General features: G+C 56.2%; 19 protein-coding genes. 10 read left to right on the top strand and 9 right to left on the bottom strand.

Annotated features, from left to right (window positions below; all coding sequences use genetic code 11):
• Nucleotides 1–52: 52 nt before the first annotated feature.
• Nucleotides 53–1,792 carry an N-acyl-D-amino-acid deacylase family protein gene (locus JIF53_RS10160; protein WP_199452399.1) on the top strand — a complete coding sequence of 580 codons (1,740 nt, stop codon included), beginning with the start codon at nt 53–55 and terminating at the stop codon, nt 1,790–1,792.
• An 11-nt stretch (nt 1,793–1,803) separates the two neighbouring features.
• Complete coding sequence (mtgA, locus tag JIF53_RS10155; protein WP_011786377.1) at nt 1,804–2,511, top strand: monofunctional biosynthetic peptidoglycan transglycosylase; 708 nt, start codon at nt 1,804–1,806, stop codon at nt 2,509–2,511.
• A 21-nt stretch (nt 2,512–2,532) separates the two neighbouring features.
• Here mtgA and JIF53_RS10150 read toward each other — a convergent pair whose 3' ends face one another.
• On the bottom strand, nt 2,533–3,465 hold the full coding sequence (locus JIF53_RS10150) for a helix-turn-helix domain-containing protein (RefSeq protein WP_199452398.1): 933 nt from the start codon (nt 3,463–3,465) through the stop codon (nt 2,533–2,535).
• Between the two features lie 120 nt (nt 3,466–3,585).
• Here JIF53_RS10150 and JIF53_RS10145 point away from each other — a divergent pair, with 120 nt between their 5' ends.
• The gene (locus JIF53_RS10145) at nt 3,586–4,491 is read left to right on the top strand and encodes a DMT family transporter (protein ID WP_023009181.1); all 906 of its coding nucleotides are present in this window, start codon (nt 3,586–3,588) and stop codon (nt 4,489–4,491) included.
• A 16-nt stretch (nt 4,492–4,507) separates the two neighbouring features.
• Here JIF53_RS10145 and JIF53_RS10140 read toward each other — a convergent pair whose 3' ends face one another.
• From JIF53_RS10140 to merT, 5 genes are all read right to left on the bottom strand, one after another.
• Nucleotides 4,508–4,999 (bottom strand): hypothetical protein, encoded by a 492-nt coding sequence (locus JIF53_RS10140; protein WP_011786374.1) that lies wholly within the window; start codon nt 4,997–4,999, stop codon nt 4,508–4,510.
• Between the two features lie 357 nt (nt 5,000–5,356).
• Nucleotides 5,357–6,811, bottom strand: coding sequence for a mercury(II) reductase (merA, locus tag JIF53_RS10135; RefSeq protein WP_206769573.1), 1,455 nt, complete (start codon nt 6,809–6,811; stop codon nt 5,357–5,359).
• Complete coding sequence (merF, locus tag JIF53_RS10130; RefSeq protein ID WP_014421551.1) at nt 6,753–7,013, bottom strand: mercury resistance system transport protein MerF; 261 nt, start codon at nt 7,011–7,013, stop codon at nt 6,753–6,755. The genes merA and merF overlap by 59 nt, the downstream gene beginning before the upstream one ends.
• Entirely contained in the window at nt 7,010–7,312 is a 303-nt protein-coding gene (merP, locus tag JIF53_RS10125; RefSeq protein ID WP_011783481.1) for a mercury resistance system periplasmic binding protein MerP, read from the bottom strand. Before merP ends, merF begins: the two co-directional genes overlap by 4 nt.
• A 15-nt stretch (nt 7,313–7,327) precedes the next feature.
• Nucleotides 7,328–7,684 (bottom strand): mercuric ion transporter MerT, encoded by a 357-nt coding sequence (gene merT, locus JIF53_RS10120; RefSeq protein WP_011783480.1) that lies wholly within the window; start codon nt 7,682–7,684, stop codon nt 7,328–7,330.
• 73 nt (nt 7,685–7,757) lie between these two features.
• Between merT and merR the strand changes: the two genes are divergently transcribed.
• Nucleotides 7,758–8,192 (top strand): Hg(II)-responsive transcriptional regulator, encoded by a 435-nt coding sequence (merR, locus tag JIF53_RS10115; RefSeq protein WP_011783479.1) that lies wholly within the window; start codon nt 7,758–7,760, stop codon nt 8,190–8,192.
• 168 nt (nt 8,193–8,360) lie between these two features.
• On the opposite strand, the gene JIF53_RS19425 is transcribed toward merR, so the two are convergent.
• Nucleotides 8,361–8,534 (bottom strand): hypothetical protein, encoded by a 174-nt coding sequence (locus JIF53_RS19425; protein WP_226538144.1) that lies wholly within the window; start codon nt 8,532–8,534, stop codon nt 8,361–8,363.
• Nucleotides 8,535–8,963: 429 nt separating this feature from the next.
• Nucleotides 8,964–9,377, bottom strand: a complete 414-nt coding sequence (gene arfB, locus JIF53_RS10105) for an alternative ribosome rescue aminoacyl-tRNA hydrolase ArfB (RefSeq protein WP_199452397.1) — start codon at nt 9,375–9,377, stop codon at nt 8,964–8,966.
• Nucleotides 9,378–9,474: 97 nt separating this feature from the next.
• Between arfB and JIF53_RS10100 the strand changes: the two genes are divergently transcribed.
• From JIF53_RS10100 to JIF53_RS10090, 3 genes are all read left to right on the top strand, one after another.
• The gene (locus JIF53_RS10100) at nt 9,475–10,152 is read left to right on the top strand and encodes an NAD(P)H-binding protein (RefSeq protein ID WP_199452396.1); all 678 of its coding nucleotides are present in this window, start codon (nt 9,475–9,477) and stop codon (nt 10,150–10,152) included.
• Nucleotides 10,153–10,215: 63 nt separating this feature from the next.
• Nucleotides 10,216–11,070 (top strand): hypothetical protein, encoded by an 855-nt coding sequence (locus JIF53_RS10095; protein ID WP_153740972.1) that lies wholly within the window; start codon nt 10,216–10,218, stop codon nt 11,068–11,070.
• 221 nt (nt 11,071–11,291) lie between these two features.
• Nucleotides 11,292–13,433, top strand: a complete 2,142-nt coding sequence (locus JIF53_RS10090) for a methyl-accepting chemotaxis protein (RefSeq protein WP_199452395.1) — start codon at nt 11,292–11,294, stop codon at nt 13,431–13,433.
• A 57-nt stretch (nt 13,434–13,490) separates the two neighbouring features.
• Here the strand turns inward: JIF53_RS10090 and JIF53_RS10085 are convergent, their stop codons facing one another.
• On the bottom strand, nt 13,491–14,234 hold the full coding sequence (locus tag JIF53_RS10085) for a substrate-binding periplasmic protein (RefSeq protein ID WP_199452394.1): 744 nt from the start codon (nt 14,232–14,234) through the stop codon (nt 13,491–13,493).
• Between the two features lie 122 nt (nt 14,235–14,356).
• On the opposite strand from JIF53_RS10085, the gene JIF53_RS10080 reads away from it, so the two are divergent.
• From JIF53_RS10080 to JIF53_RS10070, 3 genes are all read left to right on the top strand, one after another.
• A complete protein-coding gene (locus tag JIF53_RS10080) occupies nt 14,357–14,731 on the top strand; it encodes a hypothetical protein (protein WP_121207245.1) in 375 nt (124 codons plus the stop codon).
• Nucleotides 14,732–14,758: 27 nt separating this feature from the next.
• Nucleotides 14,759–17,338, top strand: coding sequence for a DUF2339 domain-containing protein (locus tag JIF53_RS10075; protein WP_199452393.1), 2,580 nt, complete (start codon nt 14,759–14,761; stop codon nt 17,336–17,338).
• A 96-nt stretch (nt 17,339–17,434) separates the two neighbouring features.
• A complete protein-coding gene (locus JIF53_RS10070; RefSeq protein WP_022991508.1) occupies nt 17,435–18,133 on the top strand; it encodes a crotonase/enoyl-CoA hydratase family protein in 699 nt (232 codons plus the stop codon).
• Nucleotides 18,134–18,140: the final 7 nt, after the last annotated feature.

Here is an 18,140-nt window from a genome sequence, read left to right as displayed (position 1 = left end):
ATTCTGATTCATAGCCATCCCACAACAACAAGATCCTGAGGGGCGTTTTGCCATGGCCAGATATGACTTCATCATCAAGGGCGGCCGCTATTTCGACGGCACCGGGGCACTCTCGTTTACCCGCAACCTTGCTATCAAGGATGGCCGGGTTGTCCGTGTGACGGCCGATCCGATTGCTGATGACGATGCCGAGCGCGTGATCGATGCCTCCGGGCTTTGGGTGATGCCAGGTTTTCTCGATACCCACACGCATTACGATGCCGAGCTGCTGGTAAGCCCAAGCCTCTCGGAATCTGTGCGCCACGGCGTGACAACCGTGCTGGTGGGGAGCTGCTCCTTGAGCATGGTGTGCAGCGACTACGAGGATGCCTCGGATATCTTTACGCGGGTCGAGACTGTACCCAGGGAGCGGGTGTTGCCAATTCTGAAAGCTCACAAGACCTGGTCGACGCCGCGTCAATGGGTGGAGCATCTTCGTCAGGTTCCTCTGGGCCCAAACATTATCAGCTTTCTCGGGCACAGTGATTTGCGGGTGGGGGTGATGGGGCTCAGTCGGGCAACGGATCTCTCAACACAGCCTACCGAGGAAGAGTTGAAAACCATGGAACGCTTGTTGAAGGAAGCATTGGATGAGGGCTTCCTGGGACTTTCGACCATGTGTCTGAAGTGGGACAAGGTGGATGGCGACCGTGAGTGGTCCAAAAGCCTGCCCAGCACCTACGCGCGCTGGAGCGAGATTGCGCGCCTGAATAAACTGGTGCGGGCCTACAACCGCGTGCACCAGGGGGCGCCCAATGCGGCCACGCCATTACAGATCCTACAGTACGTGCGTGAATGTCTGGGGTGGTTGCGCCAACCGCTCAAGACAACACTGATCAGTCAGATGGATCTCAAAGGCAGCGCTTACCTGACCAATCTGACCAAACTGACCTCGCGGGTGACAAATGCGCTTCGGGGCGACTTCCGTTGGCAGGTATTGCCGACGCCCTTCACCGTGTATGCCGATGGCATTGATGTCGTGTTCTTCGAGGAGTTTGGCGCCGGTGAGATGGCGCTGGACCTGAAAGATGCGGTGGAACGCAATGATCTCCTGAAAGACGAGTCGTACCGTCGACAATTCCGGAAGTTCTATGGTGAGAAGCTCAGCCCCCGGGTGTGGCAAAGGGATTTCGGTGATGCCATGATTATCGACTGCCCGGATGCAGCCCTGATCGGCAAGAATTTCGAAGAGGTGGCCAGAGCCCGTGGTGTGCATGTCGTCGATCTGTTCCTGGATCTGGTGGTGGAGTTCGGCAGGAATATTCGTTGGTACACCACCGTCGGGAACCATCGAAAACAGGTACTCAAACGCCTGGTGAAAGACCCCCGGTCGTTGATTACCTTCAGTGATGCCGGCGCCCATATTCGGAATATGGCGTTCTACAACCTGCCACTGCGCATGCTCAAGCTCGTTCATGAGTCTATCAATGACGGAGACCCCATCATGACCATGGAGCAGGCCGTACATCGGTTGACTGGAGACCAGGCCGACTGGTTCGGTGTGGATGCGGGCAAGATTCGTGAAGGGGACCGCGCCGATGTTGTGGTTATTGATCCGGCGGGGTTCAATCAGGAGCTTGAGCAGGTGCACTGGGGCGAGATGGAAAACTTTGATCTGCAGCGTTTGGTCAATCGCAACCCCGGCATTGTAAAAACGGTTCTGATCAATGGACGGCTGGCGGTCGACGACGAGCAATTCTCGCCGTCATTCGGTCGTGAAATGGGCTATGGACAGTTTATCCCGGCGAGGTAATTAATCAGGTTATGGCCAAGGCCTCTTTTGCTAGAAAGTCACTGCGGCTGATGTTCTGGGTAGTTGTAGCCGCACTGGTGCTGATGTTTTCAATTATTCTGCTGTTCAGGTTCGTGAACCCACCGACTTCTGCCTTCATGCTGGGTTATCAGATGGGTGATGCCCGCGAGCCTTTGCAGCACGAATGGGTGCCAATATCTGAGGTATCCGAATGGATGGCGTTGGCGGTGATCGCCAGTGAAGACCAGCGATTCCCGGAGCACCACGGGGTTGATTTCAAGGCTGTTCATAAGGCGGTCTCTGAATATCAGGCTGGAGAGGGCTTGCGAGGTGCCAGTACTATCACGCAGCAAACGGCCAAGAATCTGTTTCTCTGGAATGATCGAAGCTTTGTCCGAAAAGCCATCGAGGCGGGTCTGGCACTGGCAATTGATGCGATCTGGCCTAAACAGCGGATTCTTGAAGTCTATCTGAACATCGCAGAATTCGGACCGGGCATCTACGGTGTACAGGCAGCCAGCCGCGCCTACTACCGAATTCCGGCGGGCGTGCTGTCGCCACTCCAGGCTGCACATCTCGCTGCAGTCCTTCCTAACCCGAACGTGTTGAGCGTGCTTTCGCCCACGCCTTACGTTCAGGAACGAGTGGCCTGGATTGAGGGGCAGATGGCTCGGCTATCGAGGGCGGGGTATCTCGCCGAAATCAACGCTGGCAGGTAATGCCAAACCGTTGTTGATGGTTCACCGGCTCTTTGATGAGTGGGTCTCGCTCCGGCACTGGGATGGTGTCATACCAAACCGGGCTTTGAATGCCCGGCTGAACTGGCTGGCGTCGTTGAAGCCGCAGGCGAGAGCGATGGCAGTGATTTTGGTGGTTGATTGGCGCAGATGATCGCGTGCCCGGATGAGCCGTTGTTCCTGTACATATTGGTAGGGGGCGCAGCCAAACGTGGCCCGGAACAGTCTTGCGAAATGGTAGGGGCTAAGATTCACCCAGCCGGCCATTTCAGAAAGTGTGAGAGGCTGGTCCAGTTCCGCATGAATCTGCTCCTGTAACAGTCGCCGGTACTGATGGGACAGTTGCCCGGTAACTGCGGGAGGTGCTTTGGTGACGCTGGCGTGTCGGCTGACCACCTGTAGCAGGAGCCACTGTGCCAGGTGATCCATCGCCATTGCCTGGCCGGGTGCCTGCCAGTCGCTAAGCACCAGGAGTTTACCTGCCTGGGCCAGGATCGGATCCTCACGGTGGTAGCACTCGTTCAGTTGAATCTTATACGGGTCGGAATCCCAGGTTTGACTGGCACATCGCGCGACATCGACATCATTGAAATAGAAATGGAAAAACTCGAATTGTCCGCCGATTTGCCAGATGGAGCGGCTGCCCGCAGGAAACAGGCACATGGCGCCGGGAAAGCCGCGGCTGACCGCCTTTCCGTTGACCATCCGCTGGGCTTGCTGGCCCTTGTCGATGTAGATGCTCAGGGCGTGATGACGAGGGCGCTCGTAGCGAACCTCACCCTCGCGGTTCTGCCATTGGGCGAGGGTTTTTCCATGCTCCAGGTTCATCATTCGCTGCGGCGCAACGCCCGCCGTGCGAAGGCTGTCGGCAATGTCCAGCTGCCCCGGTCTGTCTTGCACCGGTGAGTGGTTTGCTGTCGTTGGATTATCGATCATGGAAGGCCTCCGCAAGAATCATCCATGGTTCCGCAGGATCTGACAAGCTATCGCGCGTTCGTTTCCATAATCTGACCACCTGACGCACGAACTTTCAATTCAACGCGGAGCATTCGAATCATGCCCATTAGTGCCCATTATGGACTGACTGTATTGATATGGGGTCTGACCTGGACGGCGATTCGACTGCAGGTCGAATCTGCGTCTGTGGATTTGGCAGTGTTCTATCGCTTTGTGATGGCTTCTGTGGTTGCACTTGCGGTTCTTGCCGTTACCCGGCGGCTGAGCAGGTTGACGCCTGGCCAGCATGGCTGGCTTTTTTTGCAAGGGCTGACGCTATATAGCGTGAATTTTCTCCTGATCTATCGGGCCGCCGAATCGATGACCAGTGGGTTGTTGGCGGTCGTGTTTTCTCTGGCGGCACTGTTCAACGCGTTCAACGGTTGGCTCTGGTTGCGAACCAGACCGACAGCGAGGCTCTACCCCGCCGTGGCCCTTGGTGTGACCGGTGTCGCGCTGCTGTTCTGGCATGACCTCCAACTCGGCAATGCCACTGGCGCGAGCATACTGTTTGCGGTCGCTGGAACCTTCTGGTTTTCCATGGGTAACCTGGTGAGCGTGAAGGTGAGGGCCGCAGGGGTTCCGTTGTTTACGGCCAATGCCTGGGCAATGGTTTATGGAGCACTTATTCTCGGATTGTGGTGCCTGATCCAGGGGGTAGAGTGGATGCTGCCTGCCACCTCAGTATTCTGGGGAGCGACCGTGTTCCTTGCCGTTCCCGGCTCTATTGTGGCGTTCTACTGCTACATTACGGTCATCCAGGTTCTGGGCGCCGACAAGGCAGGCTATGCCGCGGTACTGTTCCCGGTTGTCGCTCTTTCGGTCTCCACCTGGCTGGAGGGATTCGAGTGGACGACGCCGGCTATGCTGGGCGCCCTGCTGGCCATATTGGGAAACTATGTGTTGTTTCGTCCCGGCAAGCGTCAGAGCGTCAGCGCAACCAGCGTTCCAGAGCAACGGACCTGACGCTGCTACCGTGGGCTCACTTTGTCGTGCAGGACTCATCGCACCCGTTCGCACCGATCTCTTTGGGGGCCATTTTTAAAAACACACCCAGTGCGGCCAACAACAATGCTGTACTCGCAATAATCGCAACCGGATAAACGAGATTCCCCGCCAAATCAAGCTGGCTGTATTTGATGATCATGATCAGGCCTTCAAGCGACATGGCCACGCAAACGGTACTGATGAAGCGGGGCAGGGTGCGGCGCATCATAGTCACTATATCGTGAGTTTCTGAACGGCCGCTGTATTCCGAGCGGATCACCATGGCCAGTTCGTAAACGGCCAGTGCGATAATGCTGCCGTTGACGCCATTAATCATGGCCTGCATCAAGGGCTCATCGGAATTCAGGAGCTCAAAGACATCGACGATGGTTGCTGCCACAAGAGCGAAGGCCAATCCGAAAAACAACCAGGAGAACAGCCTGGCGAACAAACCGCGTACTGGAATACTTCTCAACCTGTCGAGCATGCGTTTTCACCGTGACCTGTGGATGTGATGAGACAGGCTACGGATATTTCGTAAAGGCTGCGATTACAGGTTGCACACAGCGCGGTAACCTTGAAGCAAAGGGCGAGTTGATTATTTTACCTCCGCTCATCGCCAGGCCTTGTGGTTGAGCCATTCACAGCGGCTATCCTTGGGTTGCCAACACAGTTATCCACAGATTCTGTGGGAAAACTCTTTGCTGTTTGATCATTGTTTCGCTGGTTGTGGAGGCGGTTATTGAAACCATAACTCGGCGCTTTCAAGGCGTAGTAAACGCTACGGTCGCAAAGCGAACGTTCAAATTTTGGACAGTGCTCGCGTTGACCAGAGCCGGAGCGATTAACCGGCACAGCAGGACAACTGCTTTACATCCTTGGTGAACGTTTGCGCACAGAGTTTGAGTCCTTCAACCATGGTCAGATAAGGGAACAAGTCATCGCCGATTTCCTGAACGGTCAAACCTGCTCGTAACGCCATCACTGCCGTTTGGATAATTTCACCGCCTTCCGCTGCGACAACCTGCACCCCGAGCAAACGGCCTGTGCTGCGCTCTGCTACCATTTTAATAAATCCATGGGTGTCAAAGTTTACTAGCGCACGCGGCACGTTTTCCAAGTCGAGCAGCCTGGTGTCCACGCTATAACCCCGAGCAACTGCTTCGGCTTCAGTGAGGCCAACGGTGGCGACTTGAGGATCGGTGAACATGACCCCGGGCATGGCACTGAGGTCGAGTTTGGCCTCGCCTCCCGTCATGTTGACGGCGGCTCGGCTGCCTGCGGCAGCTGCGACATAGACAAACTGCGGTTGATTGGTGCAGTCACCAGCAGCGTATATTCCGGTGACCGTGGTTTGCAGATGCTCATCCACCTGAATTGCGCCGCGTGAAGTTTCCACGCCAATGCTCGCCAGGTTCAGGGCCTCGGTATTGGGCGTTCGACCGGTCGCCACCAGTAGTTGGTCGGCTCGCAAGGTGCCGGCAGGCGTCTCGACGATAAACTCGTTGTCGCTATAGTCCACGTTGCTGGGCGTGGTCTGGCGAAGCACCTCAATCCCTTCCCGTTTAAAAGCCGCCTCTATGGCCTCTCCGATCGTAGGATCTTCGCTGGACAACACACGGCTCCGGGCTAAAACGGTAACCTTGCTGCCGAGTCTGTCGAATGCCTGAGCCAATTCCAAGGAAACGAAACCGGCACCAATCACGATCAGCCGTTTGGGAACGGTATCCAGCGCCAAGGCACTGGTTGATGTCAGGTAAGGAGTGTCTGCCAGCCCCGTTATTGGCGGCTCTGCCGGTCTGGCTCCGGTTCCAATAAAGGCGCGATCAAAATGAACCGGTTTTTCACCACCCTCAGCCAGCGTGACTACCAGGCTATTGGTATCGACAAACCGGGCCTCACCGTTCAGGACTGTGATGTCCTTGTGTTCTCGAAGTATCTTTTCGTACTTGGTGTCACGCAGCTCCTCCACTCGTGCCTGCTGTTGCTGAAGCAGTTTTGCTCGGTCTACCTGAGGAGCCTCAGCACTGATGCCCGCGTCAAACGGGCTTTCTTTTCGCAGGTGCGCGATATGTGCTGCACGAATCATAATCTTCGAGGGCACGCAGCCAACATTTACGCAGGTGCCGCCGACAGTCCCACGTTCAATCAGGGTGACGCGGGCACCGCGCTCTGTTGCCTTCAGGGCAGCCGCCATGGCGGCACCACCACTGCCGATTACCGCAATATGCAGTTTGTTGTCATTTTTCACTCGGGAAACTCCTTGGAGCTTTGAAGTTGCTCTCGTAGCTGGCGTCATAGTGCTTTTTCCGCCAGAACGCATAAACCGTCAGGCCGATGAATACCGCCAGTGCCGGAAGAAGCACATAGTCGAGATAGCCCGTCAGGGCGGCCAGTCCCACGGTGGCCATCAAAATGACCAGAATCGGTGTGAAGCAGCATAGTGCAACCAGAATAGTCCCTACTATGCCGACCCTGAGCAGGTTCTTCGGATTCTTCATTGCCCCTCCGGAGTCGCCTCTGAGGCCGTGGGAGTGGAGGGGTAACCAGCGTCGCTCGTGGCCTCGGTGAGCGCCTCTATGGAAGTGAGCGCATCGTTAAAGGTGACGACGGCTTCTCGATCAGGGTAGCTCACGGAAACTTGCGACACCCCTTCCACCTTACTTAAGGCCAACTTGACGGTGATCGGACACGCGGCACAGGTCATGTCAGGCACCGAGAGAGTTACTGTTTGAGACGCAGCCCAGGAGGACATGCTGAGCAAAGTGAGGAACATGGCAAGTACAAACTGTTTACGCATGAGAAAAATCTCCGTTTAGTAGAATAGAGGCAAAATGTAAGGGAACACTAATGCGACCAGTACCAGAGCCGTAACTACCCAAAAGATCACCTTATAGGTCTTTCGGACTTGAGGGATCGCACACGTTTCACCGGGTGAGCATTGCTCTACAGGGCGATAGATTCGTCGCCAGGCAAAGAACATGGCGACGGTGGCCGCGCCAATGAACAGCGGTCGATAGGGCTCCAAAGCTGTCAGGTTGCCGATCCAGGCACCGGAAACGCCCAGAGTGATAAGTACCAATGGCCCGAGACAGCACGCCGAGGCGAGAAGTCCAGCCATGCCCCCGACAGCGAGAGAAGCACCTCCGGATTTAGATTTGAATTTCGACATGACGCTGACACCTGTTGCCCATGGACTCGATGCGATAAGGTTACTTCCGTAGTCAAGTACGGAGTCAAGCAGTATGTCGGTTAAAGCCAGTTCACTGACTATTGGCGGCTTGGCCAAGGCGGCCAATGTAAATGTCGAGACGATCCGCTATTACCAGCGGCGAGGTCTGTTGTCGGAACCCAAACGACCTCTAGGTGGTATTCGACGCTACGGTTCCGCCGATATTGATCGGCTAACATTTGTTAAAACGGCGCAGCAGCTGGGTTTCAGTCTCGACGAGGTCGGCGACCTTTTAAGGTTGGAAGATGGCACTCACTGTCAGGAAGCCAGTGCGCTCGCCGAGCACAAGCTGAAGGATGTGCGTGAAAAGATCGAAAGGCTGGTCAAAATTGAGAAGGCTCTGAGCGACATGGTCAGTCAATGCCACGCACGGCCGGACAGCATCGCGTGCCCGCTCATTGCATCTCTACATGAGGGAGACATTGGAACAAAAAGCCAAAGGGATTAGCTTCTGAACCAATCGACCTCTTGAGGCTCTACCCCGTCACTGCGGACACTACGAAAAGATAGGAAGATTTATCGAACCGAGGTGCGCGAACGTTCGCTTTTGTTTAGGTTCGGACAATTTATGATTGCACTACGCAAAAAGACGATGAAATAGACGGTTCAACGGTTGTTAGACAAAGGTGGGTAACTTCACTCCGAGAGGGTTGCATTCCGCGAGGTCCGGGTTCGCTTTAATGCGGGTCCCCATGATGTAGTCGAACCAGGGACGGGTGACGCACCAGTTGGCGTCCCAATTGGTGTTCATATGGTGATTGTAATGCCAGGGAATGGCCTTCTTTCCCACTCGGGTTCCTCATAGACTTCGTCGCGGTAATCCTTGGTGCGCAAGATCTTGTGATGCTGCCAGTGGCTTTTCATGGACTTCGGTACCGGGCTGTATCTGGGTTTTCCCGGCCGTGGTGTCCCGTGGAGGATGTATTTATGGGCATACCATTCAACGCCGTTGGCAAAAATCAGGGCGACCGGAAAGCCAATCATGAATCACCTCTTACAGGGAGTAGCTGAGATTCCATCGTGCCATACTCGCAGTGAAATCCTGTGTTCATTTACGCCAGCTTGTTGGGCCCCGTTGGCGGAATCGGACAACCTGATCAAATAGCCTCCAACATCGGGCACCCCAGGGATGATGGGGTTCCGGCACACCTATCCTGAGACTTCACACAGAGTTATCCACAGATTCTGTGGGCAAATTGTCCGAGTTCGGATGGTCGTTCTAAACCTTGACATTACCCCGCAATGACTTGACAGCACCACGTTTTGTCTTTGAGTCCACACGCCGCCGTTGGGAGGATTTCGTCGGTCGCGTTGGCCGGCGGGCTTTTTGCGGTTTTACTGCCTCCTGAATGAGAGTCTTGAGTCGGTTCAGCGCGTCCTCTTTGTTCTGCTCAAACGTGCGGAAAGACTGCCCCTTGATCACAATCACGCCGTCTTTACTGATGCGCTGGTCGGACAATGCCATCAAACGTTCTTTGTAAAACGGCGGCAGGGTGGAATGCAGGATGTCGAACCGGAGGTGTACGGCAGAGGCAACCTTATTCACATTCTGACCGCCGGCCCCCTGGGATCGTATCTGCGTAATCTGGATTTCCCAGTCTGCCAGTTCGACGGCATTGGATAATTTCAGCATAGTGGCACGTGTTGAGAGCTCGGATTCGGGTGTTTACGAGTATCATCCTACGCAATCCGGCAACCAATCAGAAGCGATGAACACAGGGAGACACCGAATGAAGGTGATGGTTTTAGGCGCTACCGGCCTGACCGGAGGCATGGTGGTGGAGAAGCTCCTCGAGCAGCCGGAGATATCGACTGTGATCGCTCCGGTTCGCCGGCCGATGGTCGTGGAAAATTCGAAACTGGAGCAGCGCTTCATGGATTTTGATGCGATGGAGGCTCAGCCTGACGCTTTCCAGGTGGATGTCCTGATCTGTTGTCTTGGAACAACCCTGAAAAAGGCAGGCTCCAGAGAAGCCTTTCGCAAGGTCGATCATGACTATGCATTGAAGGCAGCTCAGATGGCCCGTAACGCCGGTGCACGGGCATTGATTCTGATGTCGGCCATCGGAGCATCTTCGCAATCCCCGGTTTTCTACAATCGAGTCAAAGGAGAGCTTGAGGAAAATGTCCGGGCGCTGAAATTTCCTTATCTTGCGATCTACCACCCGAGCCTGTTGCTGGGGCAGCGCAAGGAGGCTCGAACGGCCGAGGCTCTTGGTGTGGCCGTCATGCCGGTTGCGAATCGGGCGTTGATCGGGCCACTGAGAAAATATCGGGCGATTGAAGCGGAAGCCGTAGCGTCGGCCATGGTCAACGAGCTCGAGACCATTAGCGGAATCACTTCGGGCGGTGCAGTGGTGAGAGTGTGGGAGTACGACGATATCTTAACGATGGGCAATCGTCGCTAATGCGGTCCTTCACCTGATGTAAAATCTGGGTCACTGTTCCCGAGCGATCGATGAGGTTGATTAATGAAATATGTACTTTTTCCTTTTCTGGTGTTTTCCGTACTCATGGCGACAGGGTGCAGTCGCCCGGAATCGCCCCAGGAAGTATCGGAAGCGTTTTGGCAAGCTGTACTTGAAGAGGATGCTGAAGCGGCCGCAGATTATTCAACCCTGGTCGATGAAGCGGCATTCGATGGTTTTGAACAGCAATGGCAGAACGTGAGCATTGAGTGGGGGCGTGTGGTCATTGATGACAATCTGGCCCGGGTAACCACCACCCTGAGTGGTCTGGAGGGCCAGAACGAAGCCACGGAGTCCTTAACCTATCTGGTACGTAAAGGTGACGACTGGCTGGTGGATTATTATCGCACCGGCGATGCCCTGAAACAGGGCCCGGTTTGGGGAAGTCTTGTTGGGCAGCTGGAAAAACTGGGTGAAGATCTCAAGAGTCGCTGGGCAAATCAATCCGATGAGATGGCGGTAGAGCTTGAGAGGCTGGGGCGGGAGTTGCAGCAACAGGCCCAGAGTATGAATGAAGATATGTCGGCGTTGCCTGAAGAGTACGGTGACCAGCTGAGCCAGCATCTGGAAGAGCTGTCTGAATCCCTGCGGGAAGCGCTTAAATCTACCCCATCTGCAACGCCGCAGGACAGACGTACCTTGAACGAAACGGTAATCAGGCTTGAAGACCAGCGGGAGCAGTTGTCTGAAGTCAACTTGAAGACGCTTGCGGAGAGCACCGCGACCGCCGCCGAAGCCCAGCTGCAATTGGGCGAATTGAGCGAGGAGTTTGCGGCCTACAAGGCGGAATGGCGGCAACGTGTTGTCGACATGCAAGCAGAAATGGCTGAGTTTCTGGAGAATCTGAAGACCCGCTGAGCCCAGGGGCGCCTCGCCCTTCTTTAGTGCATATTTTTGATGGCGCACCCCGATGGTGCGCCTCTCTCATCGTTTGAATCCGGCAGTTGCTACTTCCCTTCAGGTTTTGACCGGTCCGCCGGTTCAGGCCCGCTCTTTGCTTAGCTTCCTTCTGAAAGCAGGTATGTTTGCACCACCTCGTTGTAGTGCAGGCATGCAGTACCGATTGAGGAAGGCGCGCTATGACTTTACGCAGTGATTCCATGAACCTTTCATCCGATGAGCGGGGTTGGTTGCCCTGGTTTGGGGCCACAGGTAAGTTGCGGATGGGATGGTCCTGTTTTTTGAACCGCCAGCAATATGCAACGAATGAAGAGATATTCGAGAGCATCGCGAAAACCCGTCGCGAAGCGCTGATTAACTGGGCAAATGGCAAGTGGGCCTTCCTTGAGGGGCTTGCGGCACGACTTGAGGGTAGCGAACACGATAGCATTTCAGAGGTACTGGATTCGGCCGTTACGCGCCTCCGGGAAATTTCCGAGCTTTTCGTTGTGAAAGAAGATGGCTCTGTTGTCGCCTCGACGGTGACCGGCAGAACCGGAGCCGCAGGTCTCATGCCCGCGGCCGTGCAACGAGGGGTGAGAGAGCGGTTTCTCCACGGGCCCTACAGTGATCCGGTCACCTTGCAGCTTGGTGCCACAACCTCCAGGTTTCATGACGATGTCACGCTGATGTTCTACCAGCCGGTCGCTCTCGCTGGCAATCAGGCAGCGGCAGTCTGTGCCCGGGTTCCGAACGATGTCATGAGTGACCTGATTCAGCGCGAAGCCGGGCACATTTTTGAAGAGTCCGGCGACAACTACATTTTCATGATCGACAGTCAGTTTGATCCGTCGATCAGACCGGGAGTTGCCTTGTCGCGCTCGCGGTTTGAAGACGCCACCTTCAGTCACGGTGACAACCTCAAAGACGGAATCCGTACGGGCTTCGGTACAGTACGGATTCGGGAACACACCGAGTTCGAAATACGTTTCACCGACCCGGCTACGGGGCAGTTGCACCCGGGGGTACGCGAAACCATGGCCCGCGGTGAAAACCTCTACGTTAAGTACCCCGGCTATTCCGACTATCGCCACATACCGGTGATTGGCAAAGGCGTGACCTTCCAGTTACCCGGGTCTCCTGATCGTTGGGGCATGATGTGTGAAGGCGACCTGGAGGAGGTGTATCGGAAACGTTCGGTCAGCTATCGACTGACAGCGCGGCTCGGGGTCCTTATGGCGCTTATCTGGGCAGCCAACGTAGCGGTTTCGGCAAGCGGTGCTCCCCTGTGGCTGGAAGCCTCCGTGAACGCGATGGTTGCGCTCCTGGGTCTTGTCATCTTCCGGGCAAGTTCCGCCAAGCCATTGGCAGATAGCCTGTCATCACTCGCGGATGTCATACGAAACATTGCCGAAGGAGGCGGGAATCTGCGCCAGCGTCTCGATGTCGGCAAGACCAAGCGGGATGAGAGCGGGGATCTCGCGCGCTGGATGAACAGCTTTCTGGATACCCTCGACGGCATGGTGGGTCAGGTCATCAGTCTTGCGGGTGAATCCCGCTCCGCCAGTGAACACCTTGTGGGTCAGAACCGCCAGGCGGATGAAAAGATTCAGCAGGTGGTACACGACATAGAGCAGATGCTGAAGGGCGCTGATCTGCAGCAGAACGAAATCGAAAATGCCTCGACCACAGCGCAGGAAATGCGAGTTAGCATGGAAGATGTGGTGGCTCGTGCCAAAGATCAGTTTGCCCGTGTCAGCCGTGAAACCGAGAGCATTCGCGACGTTATCGTGCGTTCGGCCGAGGGTATTCGCGCCGCGAGTGAACGCACGGACGAGATCGGCAAGGCGGCAGAAATGATTAACGACATTGCTGCCCAGACCAATCTTCTAGCGCTCAATGCAGCCATAGAAGCGGCTCGGGCTGGTGAGGCAGGGCGGGGATTTGCAGTCGTCGCCGATGAGGTCCGGCAACTGGCCAGTCGGACAGCCCAGGCCACGACGGAAATTGATGAGCGTCTGTATCGGGTGCGGGAAGAAACTCAGCGCGCCGTAACCACAATGGAAGAAGGCATGGCAGAGATGGAGGCCCGTCTGGCTCAGGCCCGGGCGGCGTCGGATGACAATGCCGAACTGCATCACATGGTCGACAAGCTCTTCCGGGCGATCTCGGGCATTGCGGAAACCAACGCGGTCCAGAGTGCCCAGACCAGTGGCGTTGCTGACAGCGTAAGCTTCATGACGACGGTGATCGCGGGGTTGACGGCCAGTTCTGAGATGACGCACGTGTCGGCAAACAAGCTGAAAAACCTCACCGGTCAGTTTCAGGTGAGCAATGCGTAAGCTGCTGGCCCCGCGTTAGCCTGAGAGCTGGCGGGGCCGGCAAAAGCCACTTGGCGATCAGAGCCCGTAAGAACGCGAAATGGTGTCTATCTCACCGCTTTCCTGCATAGCCTGGTAAGCCGTATTAAGGGCTTTGATCAAGTCGGGATCAAAGTCCTTGTTAATGGCCAGATACATCGGGGTTTCGCGGAAAACAAGAACTGCCTCAAGGCCGGTCACGTCGGAGGCATCGGCGGCCAGGTAGGGGCCTGCCAGGCCATCGGCCACCCATAGATCGATCTGATCCTGTTCCAGCCGCTTGGCATTCAGTCCATTGTTGGTGATGGCGGAAACATCGAATCCTTTGTCTTCCAGGTATCCCGTCATCACATCGCCCTTGTAGCCACCGATACGGTAGTCACGGGCATCCTCAAGATCGTCCAGTTTGATGCTGGAGCCGGGCTTGGCAAACAGGGTCCACTTGATGCTGGAGAGTGGTCCCACCCATTCAAAGAAGGGCTCCCGTTCGTCTGTCTTGGATACGCAGTAGATACCGTGGTCTTCGTGCCGTTGGGCGCGGTTCATGCCATAGCTGAGGTCACGCAGTTTGATGCTGTAGTCGACCTTGGCATTCTCAAGAACAGCTTTGAGTACATCGGTGCAGAGGCCGGTGATTTCGGATTCTGAATGGGCAAAGGGCTGACCGCTGGTGGTCATGTTATAAGGAGGATATTGTTCGGTGTAAACGCGCAGTTGCTCGGAAGCGGTGGCACAGCCGGCCAGAACGAGCATGGCAGCAAGAAGTCCGAGTTTCCCTTTCATGAGGATGCTCCGTTTTCGGTTCAGAATTTGGGAGTTCACTATGGTATTCAACCGGTGTTCAATGAGGCAGCTCGGATTGTTCTTCTTTACAATGGCGCGCCACTCTGTTTTAAGGATTTGTAATGAAGATGCCCGTTGTCACAGTAACGCTGGTTTCTGCCGCATTGCTCTACGTATTGTGGGACCAGACCAGGGGAACCCCGGCTCCGGCCAGTGCAGAGCGTTTCAGTAACCTGGCGACCAGCCCTGCAAGCCGGGGGGAGGTACTTGATTTTGTGGTCAGCCGGGTTCCCGTTTTTTGCAGCGAGGCGACGGGACGGGATAGCGGGGAGACATTCAACGATTGTGTGCAGCTAGCAAACAGTCGATCCTCATCCTGCCGGCGAACGATGGTCGGCCAGTTTCCGGATAACGTGATGTCGGAAGCGGTATTCCGGGATCTGTCGATTACCATGATCAATTGCCTGGTGCCTCAATCCGGGGTGGTGCAACCCTGAAGTAACGACAAGACAAGGAAACGTCCATTGGAAGCATTACTCTTTCTCGTTATCGGAGCTGGCGTGCTGCTGGTGCCTGTGGGCTCACTCCTGGGCTTTCTGGCTTTCCGGCAAAGAGATCGTCACGCTTCCCGGGTTGAGGATCTGGCTCGGGAAGTCGCCGAACTCCGGGCAGAGGTTTCCAGGCTTCGCGATACCCGGGTTTCTCTAGCGGATCCGGTGACGCCGCCCACCCCGGATGCGCCGGCGGATGTCGGGTACGTGCGGGAGCCCACACGTTCGGTGGCGGAAACGACAGACGCAGAGACATCTCGGGAGCTGGTCCAGGAAGACACAGCAATTGCCGTTCCCGTGAATCGGTCGGGTGCTCTGGTATCCCGTGGCGTGGCGGCATTCAAAGCCAACTGGATGGTCTGGATTGGTGCGCTGAGTGTCAGTCTTGCCGGGATCTTTATGGTCAGCCATTCGATTTCCGCCGGACTTATCGGACCAGTGCATCAGTTGCTGATGGCGTTGTTGACCGGGTTGGGGCTGCATGCAGGCGCGGAATATCTTCGTCGGCGTCACATGGGTTCGTATCAGGTCTTTGCAGCACTGGCCGGCGGTGGCAGTGTCACACTCTATGCAGCCTTGTTGGCGGGCGTTCATCATTATGGATTGATCGGGCCCGTACCGGCGCTTTTCGCGCTGGCACTGGTTTCCGTCGCGACCATGTTTCTGGCGCTTGTGCATGGCCCATTACTGGCCATTATGGGGCTATCGGGTGCCTATCTGGTGCCGCTGCTGGTCGGGGGCGAAGGCGGAAGTGCCGTCTTTGTGCTGAGTTACAGCGTTGTGATCACCGTCAGCTCCCTGCTGTTGATGCAGTATGTCTACCGTCCCTGGCTTTGGTTTGGCACCCTGGCCGGCGCCGGACTCTGGTGGCTTCTGGTTGCCGTTAGTGGACGCCACGGCCTGGCGGTGTCCTGTTATCTTCCCGTGCTTTTCCTGTTGTTTTCGGTCTTGCCCGGAGATGGCCTGCTTCCCCTGCAGCGTCGAAGAGACGCCTTGCTGGCAACACTGTTGGCCTGGGGAGCGTCTATTGCCTGGCAATCGACGGATGATCCCGCTTTTCTGGCGTGGCTATGGATGCTGCCGGTCGCCGTATTGTTGCCCCAAAGCCGGCAGCGACTGTGGTTTTTGCCCTGGGCCACTGTGTTGGCCACGTTTGCCGGCTGGCTTTTCTATTCTGCCGATCTGAGTCAGGACGTTCTGTTCAGGCCGTTGGCACAGAGTTTCCATCAGCCCTTCATCACCTATCTGATTCTTGCCACTGTGCTGGTGGTATTGAGCGTCCTCTGGCAGTGGCGGACGCAGCTGGAGCTGAGGCGGTGGGCGTCGCTGGCGATGCTGGCGCCCGTTATCTGGCTGTTACTGGGTTGGTTGCTTGTTCAGGGCGGGCAGGCTGCAGGTAGCTGGGCGTTGGTCGCGCTCCTGGCGGCGGCGGTCTATGGTGTCGTTGCCTGGCGCTTGGAGCACTCGCCAGGTTATCGCGTTGGCCTGGTCTGGGCGATACTGGCTGCCCACGCGTGCTATTCCATGGCGGTTGCCATGTGGTTGCAGGAAGCGTCAATGACATTGGCACTGGCCACTCAGTTCGTCAGCCTGGTCTGGCTTGGACGCCGATACCAGGCGCCCGAGCTGTTCCTGATTCTCAAGGTATTACTGGCCATTGTGGTGGCGAGACTGACCTTCAATCCATGGTTGCAGAGCTACGATGCGGGTGGGCATTGGTCCCTTTGGACCTACGGAGGGGCCACGCTGTTTGCCGGCGCTGCTACCTGGCTGGCCAGAAAGGAGGTCATTCGGCCCTGGCTGGAAGCTGTCACCTTGCATCTGCTGGTACTGTTCCTGGGCGTGGAGCTTCGTTACTGGCTATACAACGGTGATATCTTTGCGCGGGAATATGGCGTCACCGAGTCGTCAATCAATACCGTGCTCTGGGGCGCTTTGAGCATCGTCTACGTTTTCAGGTCCAGGGTCGCGGGAACGCTGGGGTGGCTTTACCGGTTGCTGGCGCGGGCACTGACGGTGATCGCTGTTCTGAGTTATCTCGTTGTTGCCGTGGTGCACAACCCCTGGTGGACCGACGGCGTAATTGGCAGTACTCCGGTATTCAATCTGTTGTTGCTGGCGTATGGCGCGCCGGTCCTTCTGGCTCTGGCCAGCGCTCGATACTCCGATCTTGTGCCCGTTCGCTGGGCTCTTTGTGCGGCCGCCGTGGCTTTCGGGTTGTTCACTTTGCTCGAAATACGGCATCTGTGGCAGGGCAGTGCGATGACTCTGTCCAGTGGAATGGGGGAGGGCGAGCTCTATACCTACTCGGTGATTGGTATGCTCTACTCGATTGCCGCGATCCTTTGGTCCACACGTAACCAGAGCGAACTGCTGCACAAGGCAGGAATGATTCTGCTTGGCCTGGTCATCGGCAAGATCTTTCTGGTGGATATGGCCGGGCTGCAGGGGCTGTGGCGGGTTGCTGCGTTTATGGGGCTGGGGCTGGCGCTGCTTGGCCTGGCGTGGATGTACCGGCGAACCTCCGGCTCCGGGAAGGCGTCAGAAGCCTGAGGCCGTTGATCGGGATTTTGGCGTTGCCCATGAGCGGTGTTCGCTATACAGTTAACAAACACTCACTTAATTCTGGCAGTAGATGAGGAAATCCAGGTGACAGAACTCGTAACTTACGAACTGAACGACGGCATTGCCACCATTACCGTGAACAATGGCAAGGCTAATGCTCTGAGCCATGAGGTATTTGACGCGCTGAATGCCGCGCTGGACCAGGCAGAGCAGGATAAGGCCATTGTCATTCTCACTGGCCAGCCGGGAATGTTTTCCGGCGGCTATGATCTCAAGGAAATGCAGAAAGGCCCGAAAGAGGCCATGGCGCTGGTTAAGGTGGGCTCTACGTTTACCCGTCGTCTGGCTGCATTCCCGCTGCCGGTTATTGCCGCCTGCAGTGGCCACGCCATCGCCAAGGGCGCGTTCGTTCTGCTTTCAGTGGATTATCGAATCGGGGTAGAGGGTGGATTCAAGCTCGGCCTGAATGAAGTGGCCATTGGTATGACCATGCACCATGCGGGCATTGAGATTGCGCGCCATCGTATGCCGGCCCCTTACTTCTACCGCTCGGTGGTAAACGCTGAGATCTTTAACCCGGAAACGGCTATCGCGGCCGGCTTCCTGGATGAAATTGTGGCGCCGGAACAGTTGGCGGAGCGCGCCAAAGCGGTGGCAACGCAAATGAAGCAACTGAACATGCGCGCCCATAAGCAAACAAAGCTCAAAACCAAGGCCGCTTATCTGGAGAAGCTGGACTGGTGCATTGAGCAGGATGCAGCCCACTTCGACGTACTGGGCTGATCCCTGC

It is taken from the genome of Marinobacter sp. bablab_jr008, from assembly GCF_016464145.1.
GTDB lineage: Bacteria > Pseudomonadota > Gammaproteobacteria > Pseudomonadales > Oleiphilaceae > Marinobacter > Marinobacter nauticus.
Note: the sequence above shows the minus strand (reverse complement) of the source record. Positions and strands in the feature narration are given on the sequence as shown.